General features: G+C 42.6%; 1 protein-coding gene (running past both ends of the window). It reads left to right on the top strand.

On the top strand, positions 1–25,423 hold part of the coding region annotated (locus MUF05_06565) for a helix-hairpin-helix domain-containing protein (GenBank protein ID MCU0666738.1) (this coding region is incomplete at its 3' end). The annotated region is longer than the window, extending 6,051 nt past the left edge and 21,341 nt past the right edge; 25,423 of 52,815 annotated nt are visible.

The following is a 25,423-nucleotide window of genomic DNA, read 5'->3' as shown; positions in this document are numbered from 1 at the left end:
GCAAAGCCCGGCCAAGAAATTTCCGGTAAGGGTAAATTTATAGACGTGAATGCTGCCGGGATAGATGAGAAGACCGGACAGGCAAGAAGGCTAACTTATGTTCTTCAGGTAGATAATCCTTTGATGCAGCCGACTTTTGGGCTTGCCGGAACGCGCATCTCTGCTTCTAAGAAATTAGTCTATGATCCGGCGGTAAGATTAAACGTAGAGAATTTTACTAAAGGTGAGAAAGATTTAGCTATTTTAAAAGAAACTAATCCGGAAGTTTATAAAAAGTATCTATTAGAGCAGTCCGGGGTTTTTGCTGATATTCGAAGCAAGGGGCTAACTTTCAGGGATGATAAAAATACAACCCAAACATTATTTGAGGGGGCGTTAAATTTTGATTTTGAAAAGGGCCTGTTGTTTGACGCCGGGACCGGTAATTTAGAGCATATGGTTTTACAGCTTCCCGATAAGCCTAATTCTCCCAAGTCCATGGAGCAGGATTTATTAGGTAGATTTGTAAGCTATAGCAAAGATGGGAATTTTGTCCCCGCAGATAATTTTTCTCCGCAGTTGATTCACAGGAAATTCGGCATTGATGAAAATCATACAGTGAATCTACCTGAAATTGCCAAATTAAAAGAAGATAACGATAGGATGAAAGCTTTGCTAGCGAAAGGAAGAGAGAACACGGATTTAGTCTATATAGTAAAAGCCGTATTAGAAGATAAATCGGTTGATGTAAAAGATAAAGAATCTTTTAGAAAATCTTACTCCGATAGATTGAATAAACTTATAAGGCAAGTCGAAGGAGAAATAGAATCTCTAGCTAAAGAAAAAGAAGCTTTGCCTTATGCGGGTTTTCTGAAATCATTGAGGGTTGATAAGAGCAATAATATAGCGAAGTTAGAGTTATCTAAGTTTAGGCTGAAAAACCTTCAAGATCAGAAAGATATGGCAGAGGGATATTTTGCTGATTCTCAGGGGCAGGAGCTTTTTAATAAGGCTCATGCTTTGGCGTCTTTGAATAATGATCAAGATGTTTCTTTATCAGATTTAGAATTGTATGGCAAGTTGCTTGATGAGGCGGAGAATTTTTTAAAGGCCAATCCTTCTAAAGATGGAGTATCTTTTAAGCAGATAGGGAATATAGATTATACGGTGACTTCAGGAGCAGGATGGTTTAAGCGCGATGGCAATGATTGGGTCTATAGCGGTCCAGCAGGCACCAGCCCTTCTGCGTTAGGCCAGATTGACCAGCAGGTAACCGCGTCTTTTGCTTCAGGGGCAAAAGAATTTTCTACTTTAATAGGGAATTTGGTATTGCCGGAGAATAAGGCGTTTTCTGGCGCGGCATTAACAGGCGCTGGGAATTACTGGTCAGTTAGCTCCCCGTATAGTTCCAAATATGAATCCTTGGCTAATCCTCAAGAGCCAAAAGCTACGAAAGCCCAAGACGTGGCGACTATTGCAACCATTACTTCGCGCGGCATCTTTAAGACAGATGATTTCTTTGGCGGAGTTGTTTTTGACAGCGGCAAAACCGGCAGGTTAGTCTTTGCTTTGAATAATGAGCTATTAATGCCTACGCTTCATTATACAGGAGATGGCTCAAAAATAACCTGGGCGCGCCCGGATGAGCTATTCATTGCCAATAACTACATACATACGAATAAAATTTTAGCCAATGAATCAGGGCTTGTATTTAAAAATGGCGCTAATCCGCGCATTGAATTTACCAAAGAAGGCGAAAAAGGGAAAGAAAGAGCCATCGCGCGTTATTTTGATACAGGAAAGAATATAAGCTTTAGCGGCGCGGGTGAAATAGAAAGAGGCGAAGGTTCAGACCAGTCTCTTACTCAAAGCCGCATAGGCAGCTACAAGCTAAAAGATTATACCGATATCCAGGACAATAAAGTGCAAAGAATTGACCCCGCTACAATTCAAGATCCGCTTGTTTATCGCGGCCATAAATTTACTAATGAATTTGGGAAGTTCTTAGGCACGGGAGCTACTATTTATGGAGTTTCCGGATCGCTTTTTGATGATCTGGGCGCTATGCAGAAAATAATTGCCTGGGATGCTGTTTATGGCGCCAAAGGCCCAGTCAGGGAAGGCTTTGTCGCAGACGGAATTTTTACCTATAAAGGCGTTCCATTGCCGTCCTTCTTTAGAAATATGGTTGTTGAAGATAGTTCAGTAGGTATTAATTCTATATTGATTAAAACCGGCAGGGAAGATAGTTCTAAAAAGGAGAATGCCGCAAGAGATAATATCGGGGACGGTCAGTTAGGGATTACCGCTAGTTCCCAGATAACAAAATATAATATTGATGCAGAAAAAGGATTGATTGATTTGACTGCAAGCGGAAAGCAGTTTTTTGCGCTAAACGGGATCGGGGTTGATGGTTTTTCCCTTTCATCCGGATTAGGAATAAAAGGCAATATATTATTATGGGATTCGGCAAGCTTTAAGAATTTTATTGAGTCGAGCTTCCGGGGCCTGCGGCAGAACAGAAACACGTTTTTCTCGGTATTTCAGGAAGAAATAGACAAAGATGGCAAATCTAAATATATCGCGCTTCTTCCGGATGATGAGGGGATGACAGTAGATACTATTTTAGGAGGAAAAGAAAAAATCAATTGGATCCCGGCAAGTGAATGGGACAAGAAGCGCCCAGGCAAAAAAGTTTCCTGGGAAGTAGTTACAGATGGATACGGCAGGAGTGCTATTGTTAACAGCACAGAAAAGCGCGGATGGTGGTGGTCTAAATATGCCAAGAATGCTGCCGGAGAAACCGTTACTATTTCAAGTGAAGCTTTGCCTGCGGATTGGGGCAAGGATCCTGTTAAATTAGCAGAAAGCGCAAAAGAACTCAATGAAGGCGTGGTTGGCGGAACAGATCGATATATGGAGGCCTGGATTCAAAAAGAGAATTTTGAGCAACAGGCCAAACACAGTGATGTGGATAAGGCGCTTATAAAAGATTATCTTTCTAATCCTAATAACGTTAAAGAAATAGATAAAACTGATGGCACAAAAGCAACAGTTGTCAGGGTTTTAGTTAACATAGAGCATAAAAAGGAAAGTAAGGCGTGGTGGTGGTGGGGTTCTGATGATGTGGAAATATTTCAGCTTGGTGCAGATGGCAAAGCAACGGGTAAATCTTATTATATAGATAGCGGGAGGTTTAATTCCAATCTGGAGTGGGCTATTGAACATCTGGGTAAAGGGGTTGAGAAATTAGAGTTCATCAATAGTATAGACAGCGGGAAAAACGAGAACAACTTTGCCATATTAAGCAATGGTAAATCCTATTATATAAATAATCTCGAGCCGTATTTGATGCAGGTCTGGAAGCTGGCCCTAAAGAACGATTTATCCGTTCCGGCAAACAAAGATAACTTGAAGAATATATTGGGCGTTCTTTCTCCGGCAATGGCGGCCAATGATTATATACGTGAATTGACCCAGAATTCCATAGAATTAGGCGCGGATGCGGCTTTACTGGTAGGTGCAGTTATATGGTCAATATTGTCTCCAACAAAAGTAGAAGGAGTATCGGCCACAGGCGCCGCAACTGTAAAAACAGTCAGTACCTTTAGGAGCATATTCGGTTTTTATGAATTATCCAGAAAAGCTACTATGGCAGCTAAAGCCATAAAAGCTGGCAAGCAAGCTTTATTTTGGTACAACGTCATAGGAGGCGGTTTTACTTTATATAATGAAGGCAAGAGTTTAGTTGTTAATGGTGAGTTCCTAGATCCACTTGTCGCCACCAGAATCTATACCCAGCAGGGCAGAACCGCAGCCTTATGGGCATTAGGCGCGGAAGCCTTATCTCCTCTATTCGGATGGGTGCCTTTGTATAAAGTTTTTAGCCAATATCCTACAACAAGCGCGCTTGTTACTGGAGCGGTTTTAGGCGGCTCAAGGGCGATTATCCGCGGGTCTACTCCTTTTGGCGAGAATAAGGGCGAGTTTTTATTCCAAACCGTAACTGGCGCGTTATTAATGCTTGCCGGAATGAAGATTATGCCTGCGGCAAGAGCAAAAGATGTGGTCAACCCCTATTCCTTTGCTACAAGTAGCGCTGTAGCTGTATCCGGATCAGGCTTGGCAAATCATTTTCTTTATCCGTTTGTCTCTGGCGGCAACAAGAGTAAAGAAAACTACAGATGGGCAACTCCGGTTCAGGATTTTATTGCTGGTTATGCCGCAGGCTCTATTTTCTATGGCTTCCTCAAATGGAATAGAGAGTTAATAACCAAAAAGGGCAATCTTGATTTCGATAAGATTGAGTTTGATGCGCGCAGCACTTTAATCGAAAAGAACCTATTGGGTTTTGTGAAATCCCCTTCTCTTTATGTCTGGGCAGTGGTGGATATTGGCACAGATGTATTACAACAGGGAAAGATTTTTGGCAAAGAGTTTAAAAATGGCGGGGTGATTGGCCCGGTTTTTGCAGATACTATACGTAATTTTAATAATACATGGCTTATGGTTTCTTTGGCGCGGCGCCTAGGAGCCGAAGGTGGCAGTAATGAAAAGCTTAATTTTAAAGAAAATTCTCTTAAGTGGTGGCGAGAAGAAGTTAAGGGCAGGTTGTGGGGCAATGATTCTAAGGGGTTACTTGGTATATTTAGAGGCGGGAATCTGGCAGAATGGGCTTTAACTGTTGGCTGGATATTTGGAGCTCCTCACAGTGATTTTATTTCTAAGCACGAACAAATCTATGAAGCAGTTAACTGGGCGTTATTAGGCACTAAAATATTAGCTCCCGGGCTTTTGAATCCGAATAAATTATATGTAGAGTGGTTTACTTTTAAGGGTATAACCGCTACTCCTTGGCAGGTTGTGGGTAATCTGGCGCAAGAAGCGCGGCATATGGTTCCGCAATTGGCCCTGATGATGCCGACCTTTCCGATAGTAGAGAATTTATTATTGTATGGTAAGTTTAGCAAGGAAAGCTGGGTAGCAGAGCAGGTGCGTCAGATGTTTAATCTTGACCAGATTGGTGTTGATACGGCGAATAAGATTTTAGCTTGGATGCATGACGAAAACCGCCAGAGCGCAGAAGATTTTCTTGCTAAAAATGTCGCTCCCGAGAAAGCCGAGAAAGCCAAGAACCTTATTGCCTTAATCAGAAAATCTTCCTATAGCGATAAAGATAAATCAATGCGGATAAGAGAAGTGGTTACTGCTACTATTCTGGACGAAGAGGGGATTGTCGGCCCGGGAATGGCCCGCAGGGCATTAGAATTAGGCATTGATCCTAATCACGGTAAAAGCCTTTGGGAACTGCAAAGGGCTGTAGAGATAACAGAATTAGAGCAGCGTGTTGGAACTGTCCATGGCGCAGAGAGAGAAAATATTTTAAACCGGATCCAAGACTTAAAAGACGGATCTATTTTTGGTTCTTTAAAATATGCGGCTAATCAGATGTCCATTTCTTCGTGGGAAGGCGTAAAGGTTGCCTTTACTTTTGGCCCGACCATGCATTTTGTCAGGCCAATTCTGTATGAAGGCTTGATGAATATACCTATATTGTCACAGATACAGACATTTATCGCTGACGTTCTAGGCGATGGCAGAATATTGGCCGGAGCAATTAAGAATGAAGCTTTGCGGAATAGAGTTGGAGGTTTTATAGACTTTTTCGGAGAAGAAGCTTTTAGAGAACAAATTACCAACGCAGTAATGAGGGTGATATTTGACAGAACAGGCGGCATTGCCGCAGCTCCAAGAAGGATTGATTATACTTCAGCAGAAGATTATGCTTATGCACAGGCAGTCTATCAGCAGGTGATGGAGTGGTTCCAGGAAGCCTATGACCGGCATCCGAACACAAATACTCTTTCTGCGCACCTTAATTTTAATATTCCCAATAATCGTTTTCAGAATCAGACAAACCCTTCTAACCCGGCTGTTTCCAATACCGGAATCGGGGTTACTCCAGCCGGGCATGTAGATGCGGTTATTGCTGCGGAAAACGGCGGTACCAACATCAATGTCCCTGGCGTGGACACGACGGTCTTAGGCGGAGTAAATGTAAACGGTGTTTTAAACGGCGTTACCTTGCCGCAAAATCAGGCACTGCCCAATATTGTAATTGAGGTTAGTCCTAATGGCCAGACAACCATTACCAATTATGGCGATCAGGCAGTAACAGTTACTCAAAACGGGAATGATTTAAATATTGCGTCAGGCAATTCATCAGGCGCGGTTATTGCTGCTAATGCAACACAAAATTATAATCCCAGTGCTCCGGTAGTTAGTATATCTGCTAACGGCCAGCAGGTGGTGTCCAGTTTGCCGGCAGGTTCGCACAAGATAGAATTTATGCCTCAGCAGGCGCAGATTAAGAGAGTACGCGGATTAAAAGATGCCTCTGGTGCGTTAGAGCATGTAGGATTAAGAAGAGGGGTTATTTATGTGGATGCTTCTTTGGAAGGGGCAGAATTAGAACAGGCAGTAGAGCATGCTTTAGCTGAATTAAACGGTCATAGGCAGAATGCGCAAAACTTAAATATCAGCTTCTCTGATTATTCTGCTAATTATTTAAATCAGGCTACTCCAGAGGTAATAAATAAAATCCAGGAAATCCACAATGCCGCACCAGCTGCTCCTTCCACGCATTTAGGGCTTTTTGACGCTGAAGTAGAGGCATTAGATTACAACCGAAAAGATTTAAAGAATCCTCCCGACGCAGATGATTTAAGAAATAGGATTAATAATTTCTGGTCGTTGTCTGATCAGGATAAGGAAAAGACAGTGCAGGATATTTTGGCGTTAGAACAAAGAGACGTAAAAATAACTTTCCATGACGAAGAAGCCCTTGATTTAAACAGCCAGGATGTGCGTGAATTAAAGATTATGGCCAACAGAATTTCTTTATCTTCTAGCAGCAGCAACACTGATTTGCTGCATTTAGCGCAGTTTGATGCCTCTGAAGAAGTGCGTTTTGCCGCGCAGCAGGTTTTGGCAGACAGGCTTAATGACGCGGATATTGTGAGTTTGTTGTCCGGGAAAACAATTTTAGCGGGCAATGTTCAGCTTAAACTTGAGTTTGTGCAGGAGGGGTTAGCCCGTTCTTTATCCGGCAGAAGCATTCATTATATAAATGGTATAACCCAGCAGGCCAAAGATGATTTAAAGGCTATGAATCCAGTCCAAAATTTTATAAATAGTTTAAAAAACTTTGTCTATAGAAATTCAGTAGTAGCTTCAGAAGAGAAATTAAAGACCCAAGCCATAAGAGATGCGGCTAGGCTTAATATATTTAGGAATATTATTTCATACAATATTCTTGGCGATTTGGGAGGGTTAAATTTAAGAAATATAGTAGATGCCCAAAAGAGCCTGATCAATAAGAGCCTTAAATACGCTTTCTGGGCCCAGAAGGATGCCTCAAATGGCAGAAACTTAAAGAAGAAAGACATTAAAAAATTAGCGCCTTATTATCAAGACGGGTTTGTGGCAGATTTTGATGCCGATGGCAAGATAAAAATATCACCGGTAGACCCCGGTTTAAGAACACCGTATAGTTTTACTCCTTATCAGGTTTTAAGCGCGAATAAATGGGTAGAATTCCGTCCGGGCTCGCAGGATTTTATCCTGAAATATGATACTAAAAGAGGGACATATTTTACAACTAGGATGTTGCTTGGTTTGGCGCAATTCATGAATCCATTATTAAGGGCATCTAATCTGGGATGGCGCACAGATTGGAATTATTATGAGGGCTTTGACCGGGAAAATTACATTAAGGCGTATTTATCTGCGATGAAGGCAGGAGTAGAACTGACTAACGCCGATGATTATGGTATTCCAATGTTCTTAACGCAAAGGTGGGGCGTGCCGCAGGATAATTCTCCTGTTGCCCGCGAGAATGCCAAAATTGATGTTACTAAGGCTTATGATAAGACAGAAGTTAATAGTAAAGATGGCAGAAGGCGCTGGGTTCTTGGAGGAATTACCATTACCCAGCAGGCAGATGGAACTTTGCTTTTGGAATGGTATGTTCCGGGAGCGGATGCAAATGCGCCTCGGGTAAAGAAAACCCAAATTGTGGATTTGAACGCAAGCTCTACAGTAGATATCGGCACCGGGACTATTACATTATCCAAAGGTTTCTTTGGGGCAGTCAAAGGGCAATACCAAGACAAAAAGGCAAACCAAGAGAATGTTTTGCGGGTTGACCGCAACGGCCAGTTAGTACCAGCGAATAAATTTGATTTTTACGCGGATGTGCAGGCTCCGGCAAGAAGATTTATAGATAAGATATTAAAAACCGCAGTAAGCAAGTTCCGTTTAACTAAAGGAAACTTCAATGTGTTAGTCTTTGATGTTAAGGTGGGAGATAAAAATGAAGAAGTGGTAATTTCCAAAGATAAACTTCAAAACGGCCAGTTTATTGACCAGCTTAATTTTGATAAAGCAACAGGTATTGGCCGCGGCTATGATATTGATATTAAAGGTAAGGGTTTGTTCAGCAAGAAATTCCAGATTAGCATTACTGCGTATGATTATAAGGGCAAGAAATCAGACCCCAAGCAGGAAAACGCCCCGCCGGATGCCGCCGAGGTTAAACAAGAAGAATCGGAAGTTAAGTTTAATTCCGAAGGAGTTTCTACTCCTTCAGCTTCTAGGGAAGCCCCCGCCTATGAACTAGCACAAGAAGTAAATATTATTGTACAGAAAGTATCTTCTAATAAAGCAGAAGAGCCCGCGATTGTCAAGATTGATATCCGTAGCAAAACCAATCCCCAAGAATTTATTTCTGTTGAATTTGAATTAGACGCTTTATTAGCTCCCAGGCGTATTTATACAAAATTGGGTGATTTTGATGTTTCTATGGATAAACAGGGCCATGTGATTATCAAGCCAGTAGGTAGAAATGATTACTATGCTTATCAACTAGATCATGAAACAAAAGAATCTAAGTCAGTTAGTGTTAATCAAGAAACCACATTTACTAATGTAGATGCCGCGGAAAATTTAATCCGTACTTCTGACGAGCCCGTAACTAATGCATCGTCATCTAATGCTATCGTTACACCAAACAAAGAAGAAGCTTTAAGGGCTCTGGAGTTATTAAGAGTCGGCAGTAAGATCAAAGAGGGCGGGGTTGTGTTAGATATTGAAGTAACTGATGACGGCTATAAATTTATTAAGGAAAACGCCCCCAACATCATACATTTGGAAGGCCGTTCGTCTAAAGGCGTAAATATTATTGGGCATAACGAAGTTACTGTGCTTGCTCGTAATATGGTAGTTCAGCCAGATTCAAATGCTTTGTTTGTTTTGGATCCTTCATGGGTAATTTTCAAGGACGGAAGGGTATTTATTAAGAGAGCATTAATTTTAATTAAAACTAAAGGGCATCAGTATAGATTTGTTCTCGCGAACTTCTCCGATTCCGCAAGGCCGGTTGAGGCGCATTACTTATTATACAGAAACGGCGATGTTTGGGCGCAGTATCCACATACTTCTAATAATAGTGCGCAGAACAATACAGAAGAGCCTTTGCTGGTTCCTACTTCTGAATCGCATAGTTTTGAGTATACTGCTGGGAATAAGCCCTTGGTTAATGCTTTATTGGAAGAGAACGGCGTAGCTGCTCCGTCGTCTATGTCGTTTGTGCTGTCAAACGCCCCCGAGAGAGATAGGGTGGGTTTATCGGAGGCAGTAAATAAATCACACAGCGACGAATTACTTTTTGTTGATATTGACAATGAAGGAAACATAAAGTTAGCACCATCAGTAATAAGAGGGGAAGGTAATGTTCAAGATGTTATTAGTTTAGTCCGTAAATTCAGGTTAGCGCATGGGCAAGAAGTCGTAGTTAAGCCATCTGACGGGTGGGCGGGATTTGGAGTTAAGGTATTTAAGTCAAACGCATCTGATGAAGAGATAGCAAAAGCCATAGTAGATTTATTAAAAAGAGATCATAGCGTTATTATGCAGGAGAGAATAGTACCACCTCTCTTTGAAGAAAACGGGATTCCTCAAGATTGGAATTTGAGAGTATTTGTATCTCGTGATGCTAATAATAATCCGGTTTATACCGGCATGGGCGTACGCGTTGATAGTGAAGGTAAAGTCGTTAATATTAGTTTGACTGCCCACGCTATGACCATAGAGCAGGTTTGTCAGAAATTAGGCTTAAGCCAAGAAGAGACAAAGCAGCTTATAGAAAAGATAAAAGTTAAAGCCGTAGCCGCATTTTCTATTGTTGATGCATATAGGCGCAATGATACAGTTGAGTTTATCGGTAATCAGCATGATTTTTCTGGTATTGATGTAATGGTTCGTAAGAGTGCAGATGGTTCGCTTGAGCCAGTTGTTATAGAGGTTAACGGTAATCCATCAGGTGGCATTTGGCATGCAGAACAAGTAATGATAGCTTCTGGCCAGACGCAAGAAGCCAATGAATTACTCAATCATTATATAGAGCTGGCGTATAGACGTGCCATTGAATATAAGCAGAGACTTCTTGAGGATTCTGATTTGTTGAGATTCAGGGCACAATTAGATAATTTCCGTCAGCAATTACCTAGATATTTAGCTGGTTCAGATTTCGATTTAGTCCCGGGGGTCGTTGAAGACGCCGCGGTTCATTCGGGTGCAGTTGTTATGATAGGTAGGTATGCGTATAACGATGGCAATCTTGCTAATTTTGCTCTTTTAAGAGCCACGGCATCTGGCCACCCCGTAGAAGTAGTTTGGGTTGATAGGGCAGAAGATTTGATCATCAAGGGTAACAGTGTGTATGTTAATAAGGGCATAAGATTCCGCGAAGGTAAATACGAAATTGTTCGCTATTCTGTACCTGTGCGCGTGGGGTATGTACATAGTTTCCGGCCTATTAGCAACGAGCGTTTCTTGGAGATTGAAAATATGGGAGTGCCAGTTTCCAGTAATAAGCTTTTTGAAGAGTATGAAGATAGCAAGAAAACTACCATGGAAATTCTCCAACCCGCCGGCGTAAGCATTCCCGGTACAGTTACATTCTCAAGAAATGCTGATAGAGAAGAAGTGGCCGCTGCAGTAAGGAAGTTATATGGCCTTAGCCAGGGCGAAATAAATTTACCCGGTGGGGTGGTTATTAAGCCTTTGGATTGGTATGGCGGTTATGGTGTTCGCGTACTTAAAGAAGGGCTTACGGTTGATGAAGTTGTAGATCAAATACTGCTTGCTCGTAAGGATAGAGAGTATAAGGCAGGCGTTATGCTTCAGAGTAGGATTATTCCGCCAGTTATTAAGATTGGCGATAATCAGTATGATTGGAATTACCGTATTTTTATCACCCGTGGAGCAGATAATAAACCAAGGGTAATGGCAATTTCTGTAAGAACCGGCCGGGTAGGTGGAGTTGTAAATATCTCTCAAGGCGGAGGAATTCTTACTTTTGAAGAAGCCTTAAAGGCAAGAGGTATTAGTTCGGATGAAGAGATGAAGAGAATTGAAGAAGTTTCTATCGCCGCCTTTGAGGCTATGCAGAATAAGGCGGAAGCTGATATGTTAAGTAAGGGAGAGAAAGGGAATCTCCAACAGGATTATGCCAGTATAGACCTTATGGCCGATAAAACAGGAAAGCTGTATGTTATTGAAATCAATGGCCGCATGTCAGGAGGTATTTTAGAGTTAGACCATAGAAGAGAAGTCATTCTTGGTGATAAAACAGCACTTAGGATAGGGGATTCTTTTATCGCTCAGATGACTAGGAGAGCACAAGGTTATTTAGCAGCAACGCCTATCCAAGAAACCCAGCCAGCCCAAGAATCTCCAGCTCAAGTTAATTCTGAAGACAAAGCCGCCGCAGAACTTGCCCAAGAATTGGTGAAGACAAAATATGCTGCCCAGCAACAGCTGGAAATCGATGTCCAGAACGCCGAAGTGGTGGTTAAAGGAGGGGCCCCGGCAGAGTTGACCGGCCGCGTGCGCATCCATGATACCAAAGTTGAAATCATCAATGAGGGCGAGGTCATCGGCACAGCCGAGTTAGATATAAATATCAGCGAGAAAACAACAGTTATAAACAAACTCAAGGAAACCGACCTTAATAACGCCAAGATCAAAGTTTGTATCGGAGAGGACCCGGAGATAGAGATCAACGGCCAGAAGATAAAGCTTAAAGATGTGAAGTTTGAGCAAAAGAAGGGCGACCCGCAGAAATATAAGGTTGATGCATCGGCAGAGGCAGGCGAAGCATGGCAGCAGATTGATAAGCTTTCTGATGAATTGAAACAGCTTGCCGCGAATAACGCCGGAGCCGATGTTGTAGGACAGCTTATGCAAAGGATAAGACAGGTTATTGTGGACTTGGCCAAGCAAGGTAAATTAGCCGCGCCAAACGGCTCACCGGTAGTGCGCGTATTTACCACAGAGCAGGGATCTGTTTATATGCAGACTGCTGACGGTCAAATACGCAGGGTAAAATCATTCCACGGCAATACAGGCGGTGAAGATGCAGGGCTTCATGATTGGCATCAGCATGCCATCTTTACAAGTGGTGAGAATGCCGCAAACTTTAATAACGCGCTTAATCTTTTGGCGTATAGAGGCGTTAAGGTGCTTCTTGGTTTTGAAAATGGCATAGCGCGGGTGTATTTGTTTGATCAGGCATCCAAAGAATGGCGTGTTGCCCAGTGGTCCGACGCGTATCGCTACGCCGCAGAAACTGGCATAGGCAAAGACGGTGAAATCGCAGCGTCTTATTCTAATGCGCCTGTTCCCGAAGCGTTATTGCTGGAATGGAATTCTAAGGACGGCACAACCATTGATGTTGTCCATCCCGGTTCAGAGGTCAGCGAATCGCTATTTGAACAAGGCACGGCTGTAGAACCCGCGTCAAATCAGCAGGTTTCCGGCTCCGGAAGGCACGGCGTGGCAGAAGAAGGTTTAGCCAGAGAAACCAGCCGCAACATTAATAATTCTTCATTGATTACGCTAGGCGGAAAAATTGGTGAACGCGCCAGCCAGTTCCCCGGAGTGCGTGTTTTGATGTCTAACCTTTATGAGCTTAATTCAAACCATGACCGGGAATTTGTTTTTGATGAGGATCCGAACACGATTTATCTTGCGCAAACCGCGACCTTAGAAGACTTAGAGCATGGTTTGATTGAATCTTTGTCCCGTTCAGGCGGAGTTTCTTATGATAGAGCGCAAAGCCGAGCAAATCTTATTCATAATATGGCAACAGAGGGAGAAGCCTTACCGATACATCATCCTGAAGCGGCTGCGGAAAGCGCGTTTACAGAGCAGCACCTTAATGATATCGGATATTGGTTTGCGACAAACGAAACCAAGACCGTTTCTGCCGGATATGAAGCACTACAGGGCGTAAAAGGCGGTGTTTATCTGGGTGTTGGATTTGGCGGCCAAAACCTTTCCTTGGTTTCCAGAGGTGGGTTTGATTACTTGGTGATTGCGGATATCAATCCTTTTGGCGCGGAAATATTTATCCCGGTTAGGAATTTGTTAATTTCTCTGTCAGGCAGCCGCGCGCAGTATTTGGCACTACTTGCGGGAGTGGAATTTAGTGAAAGAGAATTACAGAAATTAGAAAATGCCAGTTTATCCCAGCTTAAAGACGCGATAAGCCGGAAGCTGGACAATACCAGCGAAAAAGACTTTATCGCGGCAAGAAAACAGGCTTGGAACATAGTCTCACTTATGTTCCCTGCGCAGCTGCAAGAGCCGCTTAAAAAGTTCTGGGCTAAGTATTTCATGAAAAAAGGAGAATTTTATCTTGTCCTGAACATGTTGGAGAAAATGTCCGGGTTGGATAAAATCGGTAACGAAACCTGGCTTTCCAACGAAGCCAATTACAGAAATATTAGGGTAATGGCCAAAGAGGGCAGGATTATTGGCGTTACTGCGGATTGGTCCAGCAAACAGGATATTATTAAGGTAAGAGACTGGCTTTTGGCTAACCAGCTTAAAGTTAGTACAGTGTATATTTCAAATCTTGTGGATTGGCTGCGCAGTGCGCGCATGGAGAGCGGAAAAGAAATAGTATTAGCCAATATCGCCTCTTTGCCGCTTGCGGACCAAGCAATACTTTTAGCGCTTAATCTTGATCATGCTGCAGGGTTTACAGCAATGCCTATTGGCGCTCAGAGTAGTCCCGCGCCAGGAGAAAAACCTGTCTCCAAGGGGCAGAATCAGGCTTTGCCTGCGCAGGCGCCGGCAAGGGCTACGCCGCCAAATACTTTTGGCAGTGTGGTAGGAGGTTTAGGCACAAGGACTTTTGTCCCAGCTTTGGGTATTTTAGGTTTAGTTAATGCCGCGCAAGGCGTAACCCTGCCAGTCACGATTAGTCATCTTCATTGGACACAGACCGGAGGCCCTGCCGTAAGCGGGCCAGGCGGTATTAATATGGCTGCTGTGCTGGCGCAAGCACAGGCAGTCGTTGAACAAATACTCGCGCAAACAAATTGGTTTGTAGTAATAGGTGTATTACTTGCAACAGCAGCATTAGTAATAAGTATAGTTGGTGCCCGCAGTTTGCCTGGAAAAGTTTCGGCGCAGGCTGAGGGGAGTTCTACAGGTGCAAACAGTAAAGATCAGAACAGCGCAGGTTCTGGAGCCGGCAATAGTGCAAACAGCTCTGGAAACGGTGGTTCGGGAAGTGCTGTTCAGATAGCCCAAATAAAAGTAATTAAACCGCCTATTTTTAGGCGGATCTGGTCGTTTATAGCCGGTTTATTCCATTCAAATCCCAGCGAAAACCGTAGTGCCCGCAGTCCGCCTTTGTCAGCTATCAGCAAAAAATCTTCCAAATTAGGCGCATTTGTTACCACAATCACACAATCAATTAAATTATTAACCAAAGCCCTTCGATTTTACTCAGGGCAAGCCGTTAACTATATCTTCCGTGGCAGGAATATTAGTAACGGCATTGTTGTTTTTGGGAGCTCTGCAGCGTTCCTGACCTCCAGGACACTGACCCGCGCTGTGGAGCTCCTGAAACAACTCAAGACACCCCGCGCTAATTGGAATTGCGCGGGTGTTGTTTCTTCTAAACAAGGAGGTGTACAATGGTTAAGATCAATTACACCGATCCAGAACTCCGTTTCGACCATCTCGTCATATTCGAAAAAGACCACACTATCTTCGCTGTGGCGCGCTACCACGAACACGTCAGGATATTCCTTGTATATGAAAATACTGGTAACGTCTATAGCCGCAATGGCCGCATTGACAGCTGGGAATTCCTTACCGAAGATGAATCCGCAATTGTGCTTAAGCGCATTAAAGAGTCCCGTCCCAATATTCCTGTTTTCCACCTTAATGATAGCTGTGATCGGGAACAGCTGGTCGCCGCTTAAACCAGTTATTGCTGATAATGGTGTGCGCCCAGTTCCTCCTGTAGAAGGAATTCCTTCTGGATTGCCCCAAAAATGCAAAAATGAAAAACAGTCTAAGAAAAAGCCTGTTAAGGAAGAAAAGAAGCCGGCTAATCCCGAAGGCGTAGGAGGCAATATTGATGTATGCGCATTTGCGCGTAACGGCGGACAGGGCAGAAACGGCGGTAAGGTAGTAAGAGGTTATGGCGCTATCGTGGGCATGATCGGTATAGTGCTGTTCCTTTCTTCCCATGCCTTCGCCGGAATTAAGATGGATCCGCAGGTGCATGCTACTTTATTAGAGCGCGCCATGGCCTTTGTGGGAGAACACGGCTTGGCGATTATATTAGGCATTGGCGGGCTTATGACCCTGGCAGCACTGTATTTTACTATAAATTTATTCAGGGCCATTTATTATTTCAACACTGTAAATTCCTTATTATCTACAGCAGCGGGCATGAATTTAGTAAAGATGAAAGAAGGCCGGATAGTAGAAGTTAAGGGGGTTAAGAGTTCAGATGATCTGAAGTATTTTGTGCTTAGGGCTGAAATGGTAAGAGAATACGGAGATTTCTACTTGTCTGCTATAAATACAAATACTTTTATCAAGATATCAAAGAAACTTATCCGGGAATTAGAATTAGCTTTAGGTATTAAGTTCGATAAGAAAAATGGGGACGGTTCTAATTCATCCAAGCCCGGCGCAGTGGTGAACACAATATTAGCTGTTTTTACTATTGGCTTATTTTATTATGCCGCGCAATATCTTGGGCATAGTGGGATGGCTTTGGCAATAGTGCCGTTGTTAGCCACTAGCAGGAGTATTTTTGATAAAGCCGTAAGGAATCAGTCAGAGAAAATTATCAATTTCACGCAAGCTATAGGGGTTGCTTTAGACGAACAAGATATTTCTATTATACAGAAGATACGTTTTAGTGATGAACTCCGTGACAATTTTGCCCGGGCAAAGAAATATAACTTTCATTTTAAAGCTGTTGCCGCGTTATTCCTGCCGGTTGCCAATGACGGTATTGAGCATCTCCATGGCAAGTACCTCTATGATATTGCGCACAAATTGGGAGTGAATATAAAGGATATTAAGGACATAGTCTTAGGGGGAGTTTCTTTAGAGAAAATCGGGGAGGGCGCTCATCGGTTTGTATATAAAGTTACTATTAAAACAAATGACACGACCAAAGAATTTGCTTTGGCTATTGATAGGGAATTCAGGGGTATTAAGATTCAGGATTTAGAAGAGCATAGCAAGGCCGAATTTGACAATCTGCATCGTTTATATGCCGTGGCACAAAATATATTGCAGAGGCCATATGGGTATGCTGATTATGGCTATAGTTATAATAAAAAGAATCACTCTATGCGTGTAATTTTTAAAGAGTATTTGCCTGGTCTTGATTTGAGGCGCTATATTAAGATTTTCATGACACAAGGCAAGATGAGCCAAGATGATAAAATCAAAATGCACGCAATTTTCCAGTCTGCCGGGATAATGGCCGCGCAGTTCTATATTCTTACTAAGGGTCAATTCCCCACCGATATAGTTACAAATCCAGAGAATATCATTATTACAGAAGAAAACGGAATATTTAAAGCCAGGATCTGTGATTTGGCTTGTCCAGTTAAAGAGACTCCTGATATAGCATTTGAGTTTAAGGTATCGGTTAGTGCATTGAGGCGAATGATCCGTAAAAATGAAATAAACAAAGAGTTCTTATTTGATATTATTAATGCTTTTGTAGATAGAATTTCTCAGGAAGATCCAGGGTTGGCTGATAGATTAAATAGCGCCATAATGAATAGGTTGTCTGCAGGAAAATTGCCTAAGACAAGTTATGGCTCTGTGGTGGGGATGATTTTGGCGGCAACCGCGCTTCCTTTTACGACAGGCATGATGTTAAACGGCTCAGAAATACAGGATTTAGCAATTTATGGATTGGGAGCAGTTGCGTTTGTCCAATCCTGCGCACACTTATATTTTTGGCATGAAAGGAAACAGATCCACAAGAATGCCAAATCTTCTTTAGATGAAAATGATAAGGGCGGTTCTAATGCGCATCAGTCTGGAATTTTGATGGCCCTGATTGGTTCGGCAGTGTTATTGATGTCACAGCAGGCGCAGGCAGGGCAAGAGACTGTGCTTAATGAGCAGGTTGTTCAGGGGGCCTTAAGCAACCTTGTATTTCTGAAGGCTTTAGTTATTTTCTTAGGTATAGCTTTAGCGGCCAGCGTGTATTTTAAACTGTATAAGATGTATAAAATGGCGGTAATAAAGCAAGAGATTAATCCGCGAAAAGTTTGGAAGGCCGCGATGATTACTGTGGCGTCGGGCCTTGGTATTGCTTTTGGCATAAAAGCTTTCTTCCCGGAAATGGCTGTTAAAGAAATATTCAATAGTATTGCGGCGCTTTCTGCTGTAGGGTTCTTAGCCGGAGTATCTTCATTATCTTTATATGCCAATAACAGCTTGCCGGTGTTAAATGGTTACCAAAAATATATAGCGTTACGGATATATAAGATAGCTATGATTGCCAATATCACTATGACTATCGGGATAGCCGCATTGATATTTTATAAAATATCTTTAATTATCATTGGTATTGGTATTTTTGCCGTGATAGCTTTGGGTGTTGAATGGGCAGCAAGAATGGCGCAGATTTTATCAAATTTAGAGAACCCGACGATCTTGAAAAAGGGCGTGCCGCCGGTTGACTTTCGACGATCATCTGAATTGCCCGGGGCAGGCGCGAAGGTGAATACAAAGACTTCCGTAAAAGTCTATGACATTACTTCTATCGGGTATATGTTTGTTGATTTTGTTAAATTGACTAAGAAATTATTTCTTGATGCGGTTAAAATAATCAGGACTTATTTTGAAAGAAAGAACGCGCAAGTAAAAAGAGAAGAGGTTATTAAGCGCACTCCCACGGCATTAAAATACAATAATGGGCTTAGATTATTTGCTATAGCCGCAATTTTAATCTCTGCTTTGCTTTGCCTGCCGGCAATGGCAATGGGGGTTAATGGATTAGGCCCGATACTCCAGAGCTTGAGCATAGCCTGGTTAGCAGTGCCATTCTTGGGATGGCTTGCCTTTAAAGATAAGCTTAAGAATAAATTCTTGGTGGTTATTTTCTATCTCTTTGGTTTCGGCGGCGTGGGGTCAGGCGCGGCAGGCGCGGTTAACAGGACCGCGGCAAATACAAAGACGTTATCGCAAAACATTGTTAAGATTAATAAAAATGAACAGCCAATAAAGAAAGTGGCTCTTAATGCTAAACCTACGACTACCGGGCCTCCGGTTATCGCCTACAATGACCAAGACCTTGAAATAGCTTCAAAAATACTCTGCGGTGAAGGCGTGGAATTCCTGCCGGGATTAGAAAAAGGCGACAAAGAAGATATAGAAGCGGCCTCTGCAATTGTCTGGAATGCGGTTAACCGCGTTAAGTCAGGCAAGGCCAAAGAATTTGGAATCAAGAATGGCGAGAAATACACCTTAACCTTACAATCAGTTTTCTTACGTAAATACGCTTATTCCTGCGTGCTGGATAAGAACTCCAATTATTATAAAGCCAGCCCAAAGCACCTTTCTATTGCCAAAATATTTGCAAAGCGCGTTTTTGATGGAGAAATTGCCGATCCGACCAGCGGCGCCGTGCTTTATTACAGCCCCAAGGCCATGGTTCCCAAGAACAGCCAGCCTTCCTGGGTAAAAGGCGATAATAAAAATCCGGACAATTTAGTATTTTGCGGCACCTTCGGCGGGCAACTTTATTATAGATATCCTTCTGCAGTTCAATATAAAAAGACCGCCCTTCTGATAACGCGCGTAGGAGTCTTCTTTACTGATCAGCCAATTAAGACAGCAGCTGTAGCAGTAATGATGTTATTTGCTTCATTGCTGGTTAATACTGCTCAGGCAGGGCAGGTTTCCGGAGCGAAGGAAGCTATAAATTGTAATATTAGCACTGAGGTGGGGTCATTAGGTTACGTGTTTGGGCTATTAGCATCATTGGCAATGTTACTTTGGCTTTTCCCGAAAACCAGAGATATGTTATTCGGTGGAACTGCGCGGCAGAAAGAATCTCTCGCATCAGCCGATACTCTATCCGACGAACAGATTGTAACATACGCATTTTCCAGCGACGTATTTGACGCGTTAGTGATTTCCGGAAAAGTGTATGTTACCTTTAAAGACGGCAGGAGAAGGCAGAGGTTAAACGGTAATGAGAAAAAGTCTCTGGAGAATATTTTATTACGCCAGATCGCAAGGATAGAATTAGCTATACCGGTAGCCGAAAATAAAAAAGATGACTTCCGGGTAAATAAGTTAGAAGTAAATTTAGCGGCCAAGCAAGCAGCCCTTGATTGGTTAAGAAATAAAGATAACGCCCTTGGCGCAGTTGTCCTGAATGTGTTAAAGTCCGTTTTTGTTGCCGGATTAATTATTTTGGCGCAGATAATGTTAAACCACTCTGCTGCCGCAGGCATGGCAATGGCAGGGGTGCCATTCTTCTGGAGATGGGGAAGATATGATATGAAAAGGTATTCAAGGCGCGTTAAGGCAGAGCTTAACAGCTTTAACTTAAAGAAAACGATTGTAAATGAAATTGTTTTTCCTGCCGAAGCGGCGATTGAGGATTTTGCAAAGATTATTGAGAGTAAAGACGGCCCCAGGCCAGAAGAAATAAAAGCGATTGTGGAAGCAGCTGAAATTATTCATCAATTAAAGCGTTATAGGAATAATTACAAGATGCAATATGACTTTGGCTCGATTTTCTCTTACGCCGGAAAACCTATAATTGCCATCAGGCATTTTCACAAAGCCCGCAGGATGGTAGCCGGCATTAAAGGCAGAGAAAAGGCGTATATGGGACTTAGCTTTGAAATCGCAATATGTTATCTTACTATGGCGTCTACACAACGCGATAACTTACGGAAAATAGTATTATTAGAAAAGGCCGTCATCTATTTAAAGCTGGCTGATACCGGTGATACGAAAGCCAATGATCTATTGAAATACGCTTCGGAAGAATTAAGTAAAATGCGCAAAGAAGAAGGTATTCTTAACGCAGAGGACAGGGCTGCTACGGAAGATGACCGCGTCGCCGCGCTTGAGTTAATAGATCAAGAGTATTTGGAAGGGATGAGGTTGCTTGAGCTTGGAAAGTTTAATAACGCCATTGGTTATTTTACGAGGGCCTTGTTTGCCATAGGAAAAGACCATTTACTTGAGGTAAAAAAAGACGCGGTTCTAATATCTCTGGCGCAGGCTTATTTGGGCAAGGAAAATTATACGCAGGCAATTAGATTCTTCGGAAAAGCGCTTCGTGTTCCCGGCTTAAGCACCATGAAAGAGTTGACAGCTTTAGCAGGCCTTGCCGAGGCGTTTTACTTAACAGGTGAAGATGGGTATATAAAAACAATAATGGGCCGCGCCCGAGATATATTAAAAAGCAACGCAAGCAGGAAACTTACGGATAACACGCTTTACGCTTTGGCAAAGATTGCTTTCTATTTTGGCCATTCGTTGCTTAATTCCGGCGATGTCGCTAATATCGCGGCAAGCAAGGAATTTTTTACCGTATCTGCGCAATATTTCCGGGAGGTGGATGATTGGGCGGCTATGGACAGGGCGCTGGCCAAGGCCAATGGCGCGGATTATTTAGTAAATGCTCCTCTTGTGCCGCAGGAACAGGCAATAGCTCAAAATTCGGATGATTTCGCAAGCCATTTTGATTCAGGAGAAATGTTATTCAAAGAAGGCAAATACAGAGAAGCAAGGAATGAATTTGACGCGGCATTTTATTCTACTTTGGATAAAGATTTACAAGATATGGCTTACGCGAAGATTATTGAAACACAGTATGCATTAGAGCGGCAGGAGGAAACAAATATACAAAAGTCAAACCACCATCGCGAGGGCGGGTTTGGAATAAACGCGGTGCTGGTGGCGGTGGCAGTTATAGCAGTAAGCGTGCTTATCGCAATTTTTATTCCCGCTGCGGCATTAGGTGCTATTACTAAGATTTCTTGGGCGGTGTCAATAATCGCCTTTAGCGCGGCAGGCGTATTATTGCTAATTAATAAATTATTAAGCCTGGCAAAGCCGGAATTTCTTAATGGCCAATCTTACAAATTCCTGGCTGGGTTAAAAAATAAATTCTCTGATGTTTCCGCTAAAGTGCAGAAATACACTGAGCAGGTAAGCCCTCTTGCGGATAGGATTCTTCAGTTAGAAGCGTTGAAAGAAAAGGCAGCAAGTCAGTTAAGTAAGCTGCAAAAAGATGTAAAAATAAATGGTGCTTACCCGGAAGCTCTGGAAGAGATAAAGCAATTACAGCGTAAAGAGAAGAAAATCGAAGCCAGCATAGCAAGGCTTCGTAGTCAGATTGAAGCCTTGCCGCAGGCGCCTTCAAACACCGAACATCTTACTTACGCGGCATTAAGCCAGTATCATACTTGGGTTAAGTCGTATTTATCCAAATTTGGTAATGTTTTACCTGATCAGAAAAAGATGAGCAGAAAATTGGCAGAGCTTATCTGGGCATATCTTGAGCAGGAAATGATAGATACAATAGGCGATAATTTTGATGCGCAAGCCTTAAAAATGGCGCTGGCTATTCCGGAAGCAATATTAAGCCTTGCCGCTTATAAGAATATAGTTTCCCTGGCAATATCTAAGGCGGGAAACTCTTTAGAAGAAGAACACGCGGCAATAATAAACGGCCTTAAGAGTGATTTTAGCTATCGTTATAATAAGTCTGAAGCTTTGAAATTGCAGGGTGATGCTTTAAGAAGCGAGGAACTTGCCAAGAGAACTTTAAGAATGGCAGCTTATAAAAAGCTTAAAGAAGCTGTTCAGGCTCTGCAGGAAAGCATAGCTTCCTTAAGAGAAAGCGCGCGCAACTTGAACACTGTTTTTGGCCAGGAGGCTTGTCCTGCAACTGTATCTACAAGAAAAAATTCTCCTTGGGCAGGGCTTGTCATAATATTTGGCTTCTTCTCTATTTTGGTCGCAGGGGCATGGGCGGGTTTAAGTGTTGATTTTAATTCATATAACGGTAGCAATCTAGCATTCGCAAACAATGATCCTAACCATACGCCTTCTTTTATGCCGCAGTTTGGTTTTGATCAACAGTATGATCATAACGCCAACCAGAAGCTGTTGGCGGATTTATCAGACATCCTTAAAAAGAACGCGCAGTTAGGCGTTAATGATCCAAATGTTTCCGTCTCCGCAGAAATAAAGAGCCTTAATGAACTGTTGCAGCAGGAAGAAAAAGATTTGCAAAATGATAAACAGTTATTAAATCAATTACAGCAGGAGAAGGTAAAGCTGGTTGAGCAATTAGCAGCAATTGAGCCGGATATGGCAGAAGTTAAAGAGGCAGCAATAGAGCAGACGGATTTAAAGTTAGAAGGTTCCCAGACTTTATTGAACGGCAAGCCGTTCTACGGCTTGACTATTGATGCCCAGACTTTCGATAAGTCTGATGTCGTCCGCCTTATCGGTAACGCAGAACGCACCTATTATCCGCTAAGTACAGATATCTTAAAGGTGATTATTGAGCAGGGAAAAACTAAGGTGCTTTCTATCGGTATTCCTTTGGACGGCTATGCCTATAATCACCTTACTAATTTCTGGGGCCAAGTTGTTCCTTCTATGGATGAAAGAATAAGCATGACTTCAGGCAATTTAATCTCTTATATGCAGGAAGTATTGAAACTTGCACAGGGCAAGATGGAAGTCGTTTTTGAGTTGGGTAACGAATACAACATGTCCGGCAGGTATACTGCCTGGACCGGAAAGCCGATAGAAGAATATTTCGCATTAGTGGATAGTTTAGCCAAAGATATTCATAAGAAGCTTGGGGAAAATGTAAAGATTTCTGTGGTATTAGGAGATGAAAATATTGTTGCGCATCTTGCCCAAATAATGAAAACCGATGTAGATATGATCGGGCTTAATTGGTATAGAAATATAGGCGATATTGTAAGCGTTTATGAATTAGCCAAGAAGCGAGCAGGAATTGCTAAACCTGTATATGTTGCTGAGGCTGGCGTATCTGGCCAAGAGGGAGAAGATTTCCAGAAACAGGCAGCATTAGAGATCTGGCGTCAGGCAAAAGAAGAAGGCATAAGCATCTTCTTTATGAGCCTTGAGGACAACAAGAGAAAAGGTGGAGAGCAGGATAAGCAGGATCACAAAGAAGATTATTGGGGTTGGTTAAGAGCAGATGGTTCTAAGAAGCCAGTTTATGACGCGATGCAGCAAAAGTGGCTTGAGGATGATAAATCCCAAGGTGAAACACTTAAACCTCAAAGTATTGTATTGCCAAATAAAATCCAGTTAGAGGCTCCTCGTAATAAAGGTCCTCCAAAACATCCCGGTTTATTAAAGCGCTTTGCCCAAAGCACAATTCTCCGTTCCGCCTTAACTTTGAATTCTGTTGTTGCCCCTCAAGCACAGGCAATAGCTTATACTCCAGTTGATCAATTTTCACCCAAGCTTACATATATTAATTACGCCAGCCAAGTAGCGGTGGATGATTTCGCTAAGATAACCGAACTTAAAGACAAGATCGCCGCGCTTGACGCGAAGATTAATGAAATCAAAGGGCGCATTGCCCAGAGAGAAACAAAGATCAAGCAGTTAGGGCAAGAGATAAGCAATAGCCTCTTAGGGCAGAATGTTAAAACAGCGCCAGTTCAAGTAAATAATGATCCTAATGTGCCGGTTGCGGCTGGGCATGACCTTTCCAGAGAAGAAAAGATAGAGCTTATTAAATTAGAGCGGGATAAGATTTTAGCCACGAATTCTGCAAAGCTAAAAGAAATAAGAGACCAAATTTCCAGCAACCGCGATGAATTGCGCGAAGAGCTCTTAAAATTAAATAAAGAAATAACTTTTGCTCAAGACGCGCTTGATAAGAAGAACAGCCAGAAGATTACTATACCTAACCAGCTTAAAGCAGAAGTTGAAAATCTTTTGGATCAGGCCGGAAAGGTTAATAGCGAAAAAGTGATCGCACTGCTTGAAGATTATAGCGATGATAATCTTAGCAAGAAGAATATGGCGCTTTCTGCCGAAGATATGTCATTCAGGGATGTCGCTTATTTTGAGGCTACCTTAGGAAGCGCCTATGAAGCATTCATACAGCTTCGCCAGACGTATTTTGAGGTTTTGAAGGCCAGCAAAGATAAGAATTTGTATGATCTGGTTTCGCTTTATATAGCTGTAGAGCAGAATTTTGCCAATACCATGATCAATTTAGGCAAATTCAAGAATACTTATCTTGGGCTTCAATTAGGCGGGGATGTTGCCGCTTTAGTAGACGCAGTAAATATTATCTACGGGTTCGGCCAGAAAGAAATCACCGGAGGCACCAATATCGCTTTGGCATCAATTGCTTTATATGATGATATCGTTACTATCCTGCAGCTTCCTAAGTATCACAAAATAGCCCACGGTATAGGCGGTTTAGCGCTTAAATATGAGGGTGATGTAGTAGACCGTTTTGGGGTGACTGTTTTTGGGTTAAACCTTGGCTTGGGCAAGGAAGGGTTGTTTGGGAAAGATGATGGAACTCTGCTGGGGTTGCGTTTAGGAAAAGTTGGTTGTGTTACTGTTGGCAAGCAGACCAAGATTGGCCTTAATGCCTGGATTGCCCGCGTAGAGGCAGGAGTGGATTTTGAGCATCGCCTCGGTAATATTCTTCCCAATATTATTTTGAATGGTTCGCTGTTGAACGATAATATTTATCTTATCAAAACTGAATACGGAGCTTATTTATATTTCCCGACTATTGTCAACAAGGATGGGGTGAATCAGTTTAATGCCGAATTCGGCAATGACAAGACAGATTATTACAATATGGAAAATTTTGGCGAGGCCTTAAATAAACTTATCGGCGCTTTATTTACTAAACAGCCGCAGTATCGTAATTTCCCGGTTGTGGTGTTCCCGTCTTTAGCGCAGCATGAAGTTACTTACCGCGCGGTAACAGGGGAAGAGCCGGATACTGATGATCAAGTGCAGTATTGGATGTCCGCGGACATAA

It is taken from the genome of Candidatus Omnitrophota bacterium (assembly GCA_025453395.1).
Lineage (GTDB): Bacteria > Omnitrophota > Gorgyraeia > Gygaellales > Profunditerraquicolaceae > JAlOQK01.
The sequence above is the reverse complement of the archived record's forward strand: the minus strand, read 5'-3'. Positions and strand labels throughout refer to the sequence as shown.